This window comes from Streptomyces sp. NPDC059895, assembly GCF_042731035.1.
Lineage (GTDB): Bacteria > Actinomycetota > Actinomycetes > Streptomycetales > Streptomycetaceae > Streptomyces.
The window spans coordinates 77,757-91,453 of sequence record NZ_JBHWKO010000035.1; the positions used below are offsets into that span (position 1 = coordinate 77,757).

A 13,697-nucleotide genomic window follows, 5' to 3' on the forward strand; every position below is an offset into this window, starting at 1 on the left:
GGGGCCTCGGTCAGGGTCGGCTCAGTCACCGGAGTACCTCTGCTCCTCCCAGGGGTTGCCGCGGGCGTGGTAGCCGTTCTGCTCCCAGAAGCCCGGCTCGTCGTGGTCGAGGAGCCTGAGGCCCGCGATCCACTTGGCGCTCTTCCAGAAGTACAGGTGCGGCACCAGCAGCCGGGCCGGTCCCCCGTGCTCCGGCGGGAGCGGCTGACCGTCGTACTCCCACGCGATCCAGGCACGCCCGCCGGTCACGTCCGCGAGCGGGAGGTTCGTGGTGTAGCCGGTGTGCGCGTAGGCGACGACGTGCGTGGCGGAGGGCAGGGGGCGCACCGCGTCGAGGAAGGTGTCCAGGGACACCCCCCCGAACCGCACGCCGAACTTCGACCAGCTGGTCACGCAGTGGATGTCGCCCTCGTACGCCGACGCGGGCAGCGCGTGCGCCTGGTCCCAGGTCCAGGTGCGGGGCTCGGCGACCAGCCCGTCGATGCGGAAGGTCCAGTCGGCGGCCGCCAGGTCGGGCGTGACCTCGGCGGACAGGACGGGCCAGTCGTCGCCCGCGTCGTACTGGCCGGGCGGCAGCCCGGGGTCGGACACGCGCGGGCGCCCGGTGAAGCCTCGGGTGATGTTCATGCGGGTGGTGCCTGCCTCCGTAGCAGCGTCTGCTCGTTTTTTCCTCCCCCATCTAACCGCACCCGGGTCGTACACGTGTGCCACCCTCGGTCCCGGACTGACCGCGTGGCCGCGCGGTCGCACGGAACGACACGACGTCGTCCCGGAACGAGGCAGGTTGCGCCGACCGGTGCGGCGCGTGCACCACCGCGGCGCGCACCGCGACGTCGGCCCAGCGCCTCGGGGGTCAGGACGCGCCCCCTGCCGGCGGGGCGGGAAAGGTCATGCTGATGTCCAGGCCGCCCTCCGGGCCCGGGCGGGTGGTCGACTCGGCGTCGTGGGCGGTCGCGATGGCCGCGACGATGGACAGGCCGAGGCCGTGGCCTTCGTCGCCGCCGGTGCGGGACTCCAGCCGCTGGAAGGGTGTGAAGAGGTCGTCGATGCGGTCGTGCGGAACGTGCGGGCCGCTGTTGACCACACGCAGCAGCGGCTGGTGGTCCCGCACCGAGGTCGTCACCCGCACCCAGCCTTCGCGGAGGTTGTGCCGTACCGCGTTGTCGACCAGGTTCGCCACCAGCCGTTCGAGCAGCCGTGGATCGCCGTGCGTCACGGCCGGGCCGAGGGACCGCTCGATGCGCACGCCACGCTGCGGCCGGGGGGTGTCCAGCACCGCCTCGGCGATACGCGCGAGATCCACGGGCTCGCGATACTCAAGGCCGCGCTCGCTGCCGGCAAGGGTCAGGAGCGCCTCGATCATGCGCTCCTGGTGCTCGCCATAGGCCAGCACCTCCTGGCACGCCTCCTCCAGCGACTCGACATCCCGGTCGGGATCGGTCAGCGCCACTTCGAGCGCGACGCGTTGCAGTGTCAGCGGGGTGCGCAGCTCGTGCGAGGCGTTGGCGACGAAGCGCTTCTGCGTCTCGAAGGCGGTGTCCAACCGGCCCAGCAGCCGGTCGAAGGTGTCGCCCAGCACCTTCAGCTCGTCATGGGGGCCGGCCACGGCGAGACGCTCGTGGAGGTTGCGCTCGGAGATCCTCAGCGCCCGATCGGTCATGATCCGTACGGGGCGCAGGGCACGGCCGGCCATGATCCAGCCGAGCCCGACGGCGACGACGGACATGATGCCCAGGGCGATGGCGGACTCGACGACCAGCAGGCGCAGGGTCGCGCCCCAGTGCCACACCACCTGGGGCCGGCTGCCGCCCTCGGGGAGGCGACCGCCGTTGCCGACCTCGGTCATGAACAACTCGGGCTCGGTGCCGGCGACCAAGAGGTAGGTGATGGCGAGCAGCGCGACCCCGCAGACCAGGAAGAGACCGCCGTACAGCAGGGTCAGCCGCAGTCGTACGGTCCGGCGCGGCCGGCGCGGGCCGGTGGCCGGGTCAGATGCGGTAGCCGGCATGGGGCACCGTTTCGATGATCTGCGGCTCGCCGAGTTTGCGGCGCAGTCGGCTGACGGTGACCTTGACCGTGTGGGTGAACGGGTCGGCCGCGTGGTCCCAGGCGCGCTCCAGCAGTTCCTCGGCGGAGATCACCCGGCCCTGCGCTGTCATGAGCAGTTCCAGGACGGCGAGCTCTTTGGGGGTCAGCTCCAGCCGGCGTCCGGCCCGGCGGGCGATGCGGCGGCTCGTGTCGAGGGTGAGGTCGCCGTGGGCGAGGACCGGCGGCAGGGCCGGCTGACTGCGGCGGGCCAGGGCGCGAATACGGGCGATCAGCTCGGCGAAGGCGAACGGTTTGGCCAGATAGTCGTCGGCGCCGAGGCCGAGGCCGTCGACCCGGTCCTGCAACGTGGTGGCGGCGGTGAGCATCAGGATGCGGGCGCGGCCGTCGGTCTCGACGAGGGCCTGGCACACGTCGTCGCCGTGCAGCTTCGGCAGGTCACGGTCCAGGACGATCACGTCGTAGTCGTAGACGGACGCCATGTCCAGCGCCTCCTGCCCGTCGAAGGCCGTGTCGACGGCCATGCCGGAGCGGCGCAGACCGGTGGCCACCTTCTCGGCCAGTGTTCTGTGGTCCTCGACGATGAGTACACGCATACGGAAGAGCATGCCGCAGGGGTGGTTACCCGGGGATAACAAGGCTTTGTTCCCTTGGTGTAACTGCCCGCGCACTAGTCCTGGATCCATGAAGCTGTCATACGAACGCAAGAGCGTACGGATGCTGTCCCTCGTCCCGTTGCTGCTGTCGGGTGTACTGCTGACGGCCTGTTCGGGCGGTGCCTCCCCGGCGGACTCCGGTTCCGGCTCGGGTGCGTCACCCACCGGCGCCGAGGACAGGCAGCTGGCGTTCGCCCAGTGCATGCGGGAGAAGGGGGTGCCGAAGTTCCCGGACCCCGACGAGGACGGCAACTCGATCATCGGCAAGGACTCGGGCGTCGACCCCGACTCCAGCGCCTTCAAGAAGGCGAGCGAGGCGTGCAAGGACCTCGCTCCGCAGGGCGAGGGCGCGAACGCCGGCGAGCCGCTCGACCCGGCGAAGGTGGCGCGGTGGGCGCAGTGCGTCCGCGACAACGGCGTGCCCGCGTTCGCCGACCCGCAGATCGACGGCGACACGATGGAGATCGACCTGGAGGCCGCCGGGATCGACCCGGAGAGCCCCGAGCTGGAAGAGGCCATGGAAACCTGCCAGGACAAGGACCCCGGCGGCAAGATGAAGCCCGGCGGGGCGCAGTGACCGGCCGGCAGCGGTCCGACGCGGCGCACACCCCGGCCGATGGCACGGGGGTCGATGGCACAGAGGTCAAGGGCACAGAGGTCAAGGGCACGGAGGGCAAGGGCACGGAGGCCGCCGGTTCAGAGGCCGCCGGCACACCGGACGTGTTCTCCGACACCGGTGACCGGTCCGATGCCGCGCAGGTCGCGCCGTCGCGGCATCGGAGGCATCCGCTGCGCAGGTCGCTGATCGTGGTGGCGGCCACCGCGGTGGCGGCGGCGGGCGGCCTGGCCGCGACCGGTGCCCTCGGCGGGGACGGCGGTGGATCCGCGGCGGCCGCTCCGTCCGGCCCTGCGCGCACGGCGTCGGTGGAGAGGACGACACTGACCCGCAGCGAGACCGTGGAGGGCACGCTCGGCCACGGCGACCCGACCACGGTGCGGGCCGCCGGCGCCGGGAGCGGTGAGCCCGCGGACTCCGGCGAGGGCGGGACCGGGGGCGGCGGCTCCGGCGGCGGGACGCTGACCTGGCTGCCCGCCGAGGGCGACGTGATCGAACGCGGCGAGCCGGTCTACCGCGTGAACGAGGACAAGGTCCCGCTGCTGTACGGCTCCCTCCCCTTCTACCGCACCCTGGACGCCGGCGCCGACGGCGCGGACGTGGAACTCCTGGAGGAGAACCTCGCCGCCCTCGGCTACACCGGCTTCACGGTGGACGACACGTACACCTCGGGCACGGCGGCCGCCGTGCGGGAGTGGCAGGAGGACCTCGGCCGCGAGGAGACCGGCACGGTCGCCGCCGGCGACGCCGTGGTCGCCGCCGGCGCCCGACGCGTCGCCGGGGTCACGGCCGTCCGCGGCGACGCCGCGTCCGGCGAACTCCTCACCTGGACCGGTACGCGGCGCCTGGTCACCGTCGATCTGGAGGCCAAGTACGAGGACCTGGTCGAGGAGGGCAGCAAGGCCACCGTGCGGCTCCCCGACGGCACCGAGGCCGAGGCCACCGTCACCGACGTCGGCAACGCCGCCACCGCCAAGCCCTCCGGGAGCGGCGGCGACGGCGGCGCCGAGGAGGCCACGCTGCCGGTCGAGCTGTCCGTCGAGGACCAGAGGAAGCTGGGCCGCTACCAGGCGGCCCCGGTGGACGTGACCCTGACCGCGGAGAGCCGCGAGAACGTCCTGGCCGTCCCGGTGACCGCGCTCGTCGCCCGCAAGGGCGGCGGCTATGCGGTGCAGGCCGTCACCGGCTCCGGGGTGGAGTACCGCCCGGTGGAAGTCGGCCTGTTCGCCGACGGCCTGGTCGAGGTGGACGGGGACGGCATCACCGAGGGCCTGAAGGTGGGGATCCCGCAGTGAGTCCGATCATGCCACCGGTCGTCGAACTGGCCGCGGTGTCCAAGACGTACGGCGACGTGGCCGCCCTCGCGGACGCCCGTCTGGTGGTGCGGCGCGGGGAGATGCTCGCGATCGTCGGCCCGTCCGGCTCCGGCAAGTCCACCCTGCTGAACATCATGGGCACCCTGGCCCGCCCCACCGCCGGCACCGTCCGCGTCGACGGCCACGTGGTGGACGACCTGTCCGACCGCGAGCTGTCGGCGCTGCGCGCCCGCACGATCGGCTTCGTCTTCCAGTCCTTCCACCTGGCAGCCGGGGTCCCGGCGCTGGAGTCGGTCGCCGACGGCCTGCTCTACAGCGGGCGGCCGCTGCGCGAACGCCGCCGGCTGGCCGAACGCGCCCTGCGCCGCGTCGGCCTGGGCCACCGCCTGTACAACGAGCCGCACCAGCTCTCCGGCGGCGAGAAGCAGCGTGTCGCGATCGCCCGCGCGGTGCTCGGCGACCCGCCGCTGCTGCTGCTGGCGGACGAGCCGACCGGCGCGCTGGACTCCCGCTCCGGAGCGGTGGTGATGGAGCTGCTGCACGAGCTGCATCACGCCGGGACCACGGTCGTGGTCATCACACACGACCAGGACATCGCGGGAGCGCTGCCGCGCGAGGTACGCATCAAGGACGGCCGGATCGCACACGACTCGGGCGCCCTGGAACGGGTGGGCGCATGACTGTCCTCACCCCGCCCCGCCCGAGGCCGGCCCGGCTCGGCCCCGCCGACGTGATCCGCACCGGCGGCGCCGGGCTGCGCTCGCGGCCCATGCGGGCCTTCCTCTCCGCCCTGGGCATCGCGATCGGCATCGCCGCGATGACCGGTGTCGTCGGCATCTCCAGCTCCAGTACCGAGCAGCTCGACCGCAGGCTCGCCGCGCTGGGCACCAACCTGCTCACCGTCACGCCCGGCCAGTCGTTCAGCGGCGGGGCGGCCCATCTGCCCGACGAGGCGGTGGAGATGGTCCGCCGCATCGAGGCGGTCGAGTCGGTCTCGGCGATCGGCAGGACCGACGCCAAGGTCTACCGCAACGACCGCGTTCCCGAGGAGCGGACCGGCGGCCTCGCGGTGTACGCGGCACGTACCGACCTGCCGAAGACGGTCGGCGTCGACGTCGTCGACGGCCGCTGGCTCGGCCCGGCCACGGAGCGCTATCCGGCGGTCGTCCTGGGCGCGCGGGCCGCGGAGCAGCTCGGCGTGTACGCGGCCGGGACGGAGGTGCAGGTGTGGCTCGGTGACCGGTGGTTCACGGTGGTCGGTGTGCTCGCGGCCAACGAGCTCGCCCCCGAGCTCGACTCGGCGGCGCTGATCGGCTGGCCGGCGGCCGAGCGGGAGCTGGACTTCGACGGGTACGCCACGACCGTCTACACCCGGGCCGAGGAGGCGTCCGTGGCCGATGTCCAGGAGGTGCTGGGCGCCACCGCCAACCCGGAGAACCCCAACGAGGTCGACGTCTCCCGGCCGTCGGATGCTCTCGCCGCGAAGCAGGCCACGGACGACGCCCTGTCCGGACTGCTCCTCGGGCTGGGCGCGGTGGCGCTGCTGGTCGGTGGCGTCGGGGTGGCCAACACCATGGTCATCTCGGTGCTGGAGCGCAGGGCGGAGATCGGCCTGCGCCGCTCGCTCGGCGCGACCAGGGGCCAGATCCGTACCCAGTTCCTGTGCGAATCGCTGCTGCTGTCCGCCCTCGGCGGCGTCGGTGGTGTCGCCCTGGGCATCGCGGTGACGGCCGGCTACGCCGGATACCAGGGCTGGCCGACGGTCGTCCCGCTGTGGGCGATGGCCGGTGGCGTCGGCGCCACACTGGTCATCGGCGGCCTGGCCGGCTTCTACCCCGCGGTACGCGCCGCCCGCCTTCCGCCGACCGAGGCCCTGGCCGCGTCCTGACGGCGCCCGGGGCCACGACGCCCGCGCTCGCCCCGTTCCCCGGGCGGCGGGGGCGTCGTCACGCGCGCCGGCACACGGAGACCACCAGGTTGCCGGAGCCGGCCCGTCGGGGACGCGGCGCGGAACCGCCGGGAGCCCCTCACCGCGTCTCACATCGCGATATCAAGTTTCCGAAACATAAGATGCCTGAGATCGTTTGCGGTGCCCGCACAGTGCGCGCGGTCTTTCGGCGAGGGGAGGCGTGCGCGGGTCCGGGCCCTCGGCAACCGATCTCCACCTCGCGCGAAAGACCGAGCGATGCCCGCACCAGCCACCGGCTCAGCCCCGACCCCCGTCAACCCGCGCTCCCGCGTGCTCATTGCCAGTCTGATTGGCACGACCATTGAGTTCTACGACTTCTACATCTACGCGACCGCCGCAGTTCTGGTCTTCCCCTCACTCTTCTTCCCCAGCGGTGACCCGACCACGGCGCTGCTGTCGTCGTTCGCGGTCTTCGGCGCCGCGATGGTCGCCCGCCCGATCGGTGCCGTCTTCTTCGGACACCTCGGCGACCGGCTGGGCCGCAAGAAGACGCTGGTGGCCTCGCTGCTGACCATGGGCATCGCCACGTTCCTCATCGGTGTCGTGCCCACCTACGCGCAGGTCGGCTGGATCGCCACCGCGCTGCTGGTGCTGATGCGGCTCGCGCAGGGCTTCGCGCTCGGCGGTGAGTGGAGCGGTGCGGCACTGGTCGCGACGGAGAACGCCCCCCGCGGCAAGCGTGCCCTGTACGGCACCTTCCCGCAGCTGGGCGCCCCGCTCGGCTTCATCATCGGCAACGGCCTGTTCCTCGTCATCGGAGCCCTGCTGCCGTCCGGGGCGGGCACCGACCCCACGCAGCCCTCCGACGCCTTCCTCAGCTGGGGCTGGCGGATCCCGTTCCTGTTCTCCGCCGTCATGGTGGCGATCGGCCTGTGGGTGCGTTCTCGGCTGGTGGAGTCGACGGTCTTCTCCAAGACCCGCGAGACCGGGAAGGTGCGCAAGCTGCCGCTGGCGACCGTGGCCCGCGGCCACTGGAAGCAGCTGATCCTCGGCACCTTCTTCATGCTCGCGACGTACGTCCTCTTCTACCTGATGACGACGTTCTCGCTGAGCTACGGACGCACCGCGAAGGACGCCGCCGTGCCCGGTCTGGGCTACAGCTACACCACGTTCGTCCTGATGATGATCTTCGGGGTGCTGTTCTTCGCCGTGTTCACCCTCGTCTCCGGCCCGCTCGCCGACAAGTACGGACGGCGCACCACCCTGATCTGGGTCACTGCCGCGATCGTGGTCTTCGGGCTGCTCTGGGTGCCCCTCATCGGCCTGGGCACGCTTGGCGTGGTGCTGTGGCTCGTGCTGGGCTTCACCCTGATGGGCATGACGTTCGGGCCGATGGGCGCGCTCCTGCCCGAGCTCTTCCCCACCAGCGTGCGCTACACCGGATCCGGCATCTCGTACAACGTCAGTTCCATCCTCGGTGCGGCCGTCGCCCCCTTCATCGCGGTCGCGCTGTGGGAGACCGGCGACGGCTCGCCGTGGCTGGTCGGCGTCTACCTCTCCACGATGGCCGTACTGACGCTGGTCTCCCTCCTGCTCGGCAAGGAGACCAAGGACGTCTCCCTCGACGACGGCGAGACCGCCTCCGACGGCGACGACACCCTCGTCACAGCCCAGCGCTGAAGGGCGTCGCGGAACGGCCCGGGAGGGCCCCGGGGGTGAGCGGCCCGCGGCCTGGTCGATCAAGCCGACCAGGTCGCGGGCCGGGTACGGGCCTGCCCGTCCAGCCTTCCGGGTTCAGGCGTCCGTGACCGGGCGGACGAGTCCGGGCCCGCACGGCCGCCGCGGCAGAACCTCAGGCCCGGGCACCGAGCAGTGTCTCGGCGAGATGGTCCACCGACAGGCGGACGACGGCGTCCACGTCGGCGCACCCGGTGAAGATGTGCCCGGCACCGTCCACGGGCACCAGCCGGACCGGCACCCCGCACGCGGTGAGCGCGGCGGCGAGCGCCTCGCTCTGCGCGTAGGGAACGAGCCAGTCGGCGGTACCGTGCACGAGCAGGAACGGCGGGGCGTCCGGCGTGACGTGCGTGATCGGACTGGCGTCGGCCCGGCCCCGGTCGTCGAGCCCGCGGACGATCTGGTCCTCGGGCGGGGTACGCAGCTCTTCCGGCAGCTTGGCGAGCACCTCCGGCGGCGCCGGCATCCGCGGCATGGTGGACAGGTCGGCGACGCCGTACCAGTCGAGGACGGCGTCGACGGCGCTGGACGGGCCCACCACACCGTGCGAGCCCTCCAGGTCGGGACGGTGGGCGGTCAGGCCGACGAGGGCGGCGAGGTGGCCGCCCGCGGACTCGCCCGCGACCGCGACGCGCGAGGTGCCGATCCCCAGCTCCTCGGCGTGCGCGCGCAGATACCGGACGGCCGCCTTCGCGTCGTGCAACTGGGCCGGGAAGGACGCCTCCAGCGCGTGCCGGTAGTCGATCGTGGCGACGGCGAGACCGGCGGCGAGCAGCTCGTCGAACATCTGGTGGGGGCGCAGCGTCTCCGGCAGGATGCGCCGGTCGCCGAACATCCAGCCCCCGCCGTGGATCCACACGACCAGCGGCGGCCTTTCGGCGCCGGCCGGCACCCAGAGGTCCAGTTGCAGCGGACGGTAACCGAACGCGACCGCGTACGTCACACCGGCGTAGTGGCGGCTGCCGTCCGGGCGCACCGCGGGTTCGACCGGTGGCAGGAAACGAGCCGGGCCGGCCCATTCGTCGTCGGGGGTCTCATCGCTGTCGAGGCGCTGGGTCGTGGTCATCGGGATGACGGCTCCGTCCGGTCTCATCGATGGGACGCGGGGGCACCGCGTCCTGTCAGGGCGCCACGCCGGCCCAGCCGGCCCTGCACCGACTCGGGCAGGGCGACCGGGGGGCGGGCCCCGCCGGGGCCGCCCGGTGCCGTGCGCGTGCGCACGCGAAGTGATGATGAACCGAATAGCTGGCGGTTACTAGGTTTTCACCGCGTTACCTGCGCCACATACCCGGTGGACGGCGACACCTGTGATGCGTGCCGCCGCGCTGCGGAGAACGCCTCGGTACAGGGAGAGCACACCCTGACGGCAACGACCGTGTCCGGCGACCGCCTTGCCGGCCGCCGGACACGTCTGATGCGCGTTTCCCGAGCGCGCGCCGCCCCGCGCCGACCGGGGTGTTCAGGGAGTGGTGTTGAAGCCCTTGTCGAGGTAGGGGTACTGGTCCACGACGAAGCCGTCGTCCTGGACCAGGCGGGCGATGCCGCCCTGGTCGCGCCAGACCTCCCCGGCGGAGCCGAAGGAGAATCCGCCGAACTCCTGGTGACTCTCGTTGGTGTAGACCCGGTACCGCTGGCCGGGCTGGATGAGCGTCCCCTGCGGGAAGGCGTAGGTGTGCCCGGTGGTCTTGCACTCCACGACCCAGCCGGTCAGATCCTGGGGCGCGCCGCCCTTGTTGAAGATCTCGACGTACTCGTCGGGCTGGCTCGCGCCGGTGCCCAGGTAGCGCAGGTCGGAGATGATCACGTCAGGCTCGTCGAGCGTGAACATGCAGACGACCTCGGCGAAGTTGACGCCGCCCTCGGGGCTGCGGAACTGCCGGACGATGCGGCCGTTGCGCTTGAACCCGCTCAGGACCGCCCGGTACTGCTTTCCGTCGACCGTGACGGGCTGGGGGTGGACGAAGGTCTCCAGGTCGACCAGGTCGTCGTCCGCGGGACTGCTGTTGGTGGTGTTGGGCGTCTCGTTGTGGTGGAAGCTGAAGTCGAGGTCGGTCGTGCTGCCGTCCTCGAAGACGACGTTGACCCTGAGCTTGACGTCGAACTGGGTCGGGTCGACGTTGGTGGGCAGATTGCGGTGCACGAAGGTACCGACGACGAACTCGGTGCCGTCGAGCTGCACGTCCGCGGCCGCGCCGCGGAACTGGTACCCGCTCTGGGATCCGCTGCTGCCCCACCTGACGTCGGGAGTGCCCAGCCCGTCGGCCTGGGAGAGGGACGGGACGGTGGACGGGAAGACGCCGGAGGTGACGACGGTGGTCATGGTGTCTGACTCCTGCTCTCTCTAGTCCTCGTCCTCGATGACCTCGGCCTTGAGCTTGGCCGGGGGCGCGGTGCCGATCTGGGCGGCACCGTCGGTGTAGCGGCCCGGCCTGGCGCCGTCGACGGCCTCCAGTCCGCAGGTGTACACGATGCAGTCCTTGTCCTGATCGCCCGTGTTCAGGTGCACGTGGTAGGTGAAGGTCAGCGTGCGCCCGTCGTCGCTGACCTTGGCCCGGACCGGCGGGAGGTTGCCGCCCGTGGTCTGGTTGATGCGCTTGTACTGGGCGCCCACCGTGCCGTTCCAGCGGAATCCGGTGGGGGCGGTGAAGACGTGCTCGCGTTCCCCCGCGTCGACGGTCTCGCTCCAGTTCGGGGTGCGGACACAGACGTTGATGGTGGCGCCGAGGCCGCCGGGGGCGTCCTCGACCCCGCCTTCCTGCCACACCACGAGATCCAGCTTCTGTGCACGGCCCTGTTCGTAGCCCCAGTCGTAGCCGTTGGCGTACTGGTCCTTCTCGCCGCGTGTGCCGTCGCGCGGGGGGTCGGCGTACGGGCGTCCGGCGAGCGCGTCGGCGCGTCCCTGATCCTCTCCCCGTTTGTAGGCCTGCTTCTTCGCGGACTGCACGTCGGTGGTCATCTCCGGGTCCTCCTGGGTTTGTGATCGAAGGAGTGCGGTGGAAAGGGAGCCTGGGGCGCGGTCACCCCGGTCCGCGGGCGGCGGGCCGGGCCTGGCGCCGCGCGCGGCGTGGTGCACGGAGCGCGGGATTCCGCGGGGCGGTGTGAAGGGAGGCGGAACACTGAGTGCCGCCTCGGCTCCGGACAGGGCGTCGCTCGGACGAACGGCATGCACAGGGCCGTCATCTGGGTCCATGGTTAGCCGGTGCCCGCGGGCGGTATGCCGTCGTTCCCCCGTTCGGTAGCGCGGGATCGATTCTGCGTCGCTGGTTCGGGTGGAGCGGAGGCACGCGGGGGCGCACGGATGCGGAGCGCCGCAGCCCGCGTCCACTTGACCCGTCGGCGTCCTGCGGCGGTGCGCCTCGGCCGGAGCCCGGGCCACTGCCCGCCCCCGGTGCTCTTCCCTCGTGCGGGTGGAGCGGTCGGTGCGCTGCTCCTGCGGGTGCGGCCCGGCCGGTATGCAGGGCATGCCGAAGACGGACCGGAGACAGGAGACGGACATGCGGGCGACGAAGGTGTGGACGGTGACAGAGGCCGCCCATGCGCCACTGCGGTGGTGCCGGGCGGTGACGGCGTGACGGCGAAGGCCTCGGCCCCCGAGCGTGAGCCCGTTCCCACGGACGGGCACGACCCGCTGGTCACCGTGGCGGGCAGCGGCACCGCCGGATCCCGCGGGGACGGAGGGCCTGCCCCGGAAGCGCAGCTGGCTTTCCCGGCGGACGTGGCCGTGGGACAGGGGGGTGTCCTCATCGCCGATCACGCCAACCACAGGGTCCGCCGGGTCGACGGCTCCGGCGTGCTCACGACGGTCGCCGGGGACGGGCTGCGGGGCTTCGCCGGGGACGGCGGGGAGGCGGTGCGGGCCCGCCTGGGCTTCCCGGCCGCCCTCGCGGTCGACGCGGACGGGGGCGTGCTCATCGCCGACGAGATGAACCACCGGGTCCGCCGGATCGACTCCTCGGGTGTCATCACCACCGTCGCGGGAGACGGGTGCCGCGGCGGCGACGGCGACGGCGGCCCCGCCGGCAGCGCCCGGCTGGACGCCCCCTGCGCCCTGGCCGTGGACCGCGCGGGGACGCTGTACATCGGCGAAGCGGGCACTCCCCGGGTGCGCAGGGTCGGCGGGGACGGTGTCATCAGCACGGTCGTCGACGCGTCCGGGCGCAGCGGTGCGGCCGACGCGGGCGAGGCGTTCCTGCCCGCGGGCCTGGCGGCCGACGCGTCGGGTCAGCTGTACGTCGCCGACCCGGTGGGCCGCCGGGTGCTGCTGCTCGGCGCGGACGGGACACTGCGGGTGCTGGCGGGACCGCCGCGCGGGAGCGCCGGCGCCGCGGCGGTCGACTGGAACGCGCCGTGTGCCGTGGCGGTCGACGCCCAAGGGGCCGTCTACGTCGCCGACATGACCGGACACCGCGTATGGCGGCTGTCCGACGGAGTCGCCCGCGTCATCGCGGGACCGGCCCTGCCCGCGGGCGTGGCTGCCGACGGGACGGACGAGACCGCCGCCGATGGCCCGCTGGCCTATCCGTGCGGCCTGGCCGTGGACCCGGCCGGGCGGCTGCTGGTGGCGGACAACTTCCACCACCGGATCGCGGCCCTGCCCCTGACCGGCGCGCTTCACGAGGCCACCGATCCGGAACCGGTCACCGATCCGGAAGCGCCCACCGATCCGGCACCGGAAGGGAATCCGGAGCCGGCGGATGCCGATCCGCAACCGGCCGAGGATCGGGAACCGGACGCCGATCCGGAACCGGCCACCGATTCGCACCCGGACGCCACCGACTCACCCCCGGATCCGGATCCGGATCCGGATCCGGATCCGCAACCGCACACCGATCCGCGGCCGGACGGCGGAGCCGGAGGCGCTCAGGACGCGGACCGGGACGCCGCCGCGGCGACGGCCGCGCGGCTGCTGGTACGCCAGGAAGTCGGGCTGGAACTGCCCCGCGGAGGCAGCGAGTTGATCCATGTGCGGGTCTCGTCCGCCGATACCTGGGCTCCCGGGCGCGTGGAACACCGCTTCACCGCTCCGACGGGTCTCTTCTTCGACGGTCGGGCGACGTGCGCGTACTACCACGCCGACGGATCCGTGGCCGCCGCCGCGGAGCCGTCGGCGGCGGTGCGGGAGGGCGGCAGGTCGCTGTCCGTGGTGGACGAACCCCGTCTGAACACGCCCGGCAACGCGGCGGCCGCCCTGGTGTACACCCTCGGCGTCCGGGCAGCGGCGGATGCCGAGCCGGGCCGGTACACCGACGGACGAGCGGTGATCGCGGGCCGGCCGGAAGTACGTCTGAGGGCAAGCGTTCTCGGGGACGACGAGGACTAGCCGCAATGCCGCTCGGTTAGCCGTCTGGAGTGGTTGGCAAGGGGTTGATCGCGATCCGGACGGTGGTCTTGTGCGTTCGGTGGTCGACGGCGCGGCC

Annotated in this window: 12 protein-coding genes; 6 read left to right on the top strand and 6 right to left on the bottom strand. The window is 72.5% G+C overall.

The features are described from left to right. Positions 1–21: 21 nt before the first annotated feature. From ACFV9M_RS30790 to ACFV9M_RS30800, 3 genes are all read right to left on the bottom strand, one after another. Positions 22–627 (bottom strand): sulfite oxidase-like oxidoreductase, encoded by a 606-nt coding sequence (locus ACFV9M_RS30790; RefSeq protein WP_385067769.1) that lies wholly within the window; start codon positions 625–627, stop codon positions 22–24. 226 nt (positions 628–853) lie between these two features. Further along, positions 854–2,008 (bottom strand): sensor histidine kinase, encoded by a 1,155-nt coding sequence (locus ACFV9M_RS30795; protein WP_385067767.1) that lies wholly within the window; start codon positions 2,006–2,008, stop codon positions 854–856. Continuing rightward, positions 1,989–2,642 carry a response regulator transcription factor gene (locus ACFV9M_RS30800; protein WP_385067764.1) on the bottom strand — a complete coding sequence of 218 codons (654 nt, stop codon included), beginning with the start codon at positions 2,640–2,642 and terminating at the stop codon, positions 1,989–1,991. Before ACFV9M_RS30800 ends, ACFV9M_RS30795 begins: the two co-directional genes overlap by 20 nt. An 88-nt stretch (positions 2,643–2,730) precedes the next feature. Between ACFV9M_RS30800 and ACFV9M_RS30805 the strand changes: the two genes are divergently transcribed. The 5 genes from ACFV9M_RS30805 (at position 2,731) to ACFV9M_RS30825 (ending at position 8,223) form a co-directional block, all read left to right on the top strand. Then, positions 2,731–3,279: a hypothetical protein gene (locus tag ACFV9M_RS30805; protein WP_385067761.1), complete on the top strand. Its 549-nt coding sequence runs from the start codon at positions 2,731–2,733 to the stop codon at positions 3,277–3,279. After that, a complete protein-coding gene (locus ACFV9M_RS30810; protein WP_385067758.1) occupies positions 3,276–4,613 on the top strand; it encodes a peptidoglycan-binding protein in 1,338 nt (445 codons plus the stop codon). The genes ACFV9M_RS30805 and ACFV9M_RS30810 overlap by 4 nt, the downstream gene beginning before the upstream one ends. 8 nt (positions 4,614–4,621) lie before the next feature. Next, on the top strand, positions 4,622–5,314 hold the full coding sequence (locus tag ACFV9M_RS30815) for an ABC transporter ATP-binding protein (RefSeq protein WP_385067953.1): 693 nt from the start codon (positions 4,622–4,624) through the stop codon (positions 5,312–5,314). Further along, positions 5,311–6,522, top strand: a complete 1,212-nt coding sequence (locus tag ACFV9M_RS30820) for an ABC transporter permease (protein ID WP_385067755.1) — start codon at positions 5,311–5,313, stop codon at positions 6,520–6,522. The genes ACFV9M_RS30815 and ACFV9M_RS30820 overlap by 4 nt, the downstream gene beginning before the upstream one ends. Positions 6,523–6,819: 297 nt before the next feature. After that, complete coding sequence (locus ACFV9M_RS30825; RefSeq protein WP_385067752.1) at positions 6,820–8,223, top strand: MFS transporter; 1,404 nt, start codon at positions 6,820–6,822, stop codon at positions 8,221–8,223. A gap of 172 nt (positions 8,224–8,395) precedes the next feature. Here ACFV9M_RS30825 and ACFV9M_RS30830 read toward each other — a convergent pair whose 3' ends face one another. The 3 genes from ACFV9M_RS30830 to ACFV9M_RS30840 form a co-directional block, all read right to left on the bottom strand. Then, the gene (locus tag ACFV9M_RS30830; protein WP_385067751.1) at positions 8,396–9,346 is read right to left on the bottom strand and encodes an alpha/beta hydrolase fold domain-containing protein; all 951 of its coding nucleotides are present in this window, start codon (positions 9,344–9,346) and stop codon (positions 8,396–8,398) included. 393 nt (positions 9,347–9,739) lie between these two features. Further along, positions 9,740–10,600 (bottom strand): choice-of-anchor K domain-containing protein, encoded by an 861-nt coding sequence (locus ACFV9M_RS30835; protein WP_385067748.1) that lies wholly within the window; start codon positions 10,598–10,600, stop codon positions 9,740–9,742. A gap of 21 nt (positions 10,601–10,621) precedes the next feature. Then, complete coding sequence (locus ACFV9M_RS30840) at positions 10,622–11,236, bottom strand: hypothetical protein (protein WP_385067746.1); 615 nt, start codon at positions 11,234–11,236, stop codon at positions 10,622–10,624. Between the two features lie 612 nt (positions 11,237–11,848). Between ACFV9M_RS30840 and ACFV9M_RS30845 the strand changes: the two genes are divergently transcribed. Next, positions 11,849–13,600 carry a serine/threonine protein kinase gene (locus ACFV9M_RS30845; protein ID WP_385067744.1) on the top strand — a complete coding sequence of 584 codons (1,752 nt, stop codon included), beginning with the start codon at positions 11,849–11,851 and terminating at the stop codon, positions 13,598–13,600. Positions 13,601–13,697 lie beyond the last annotated feature (97 nt).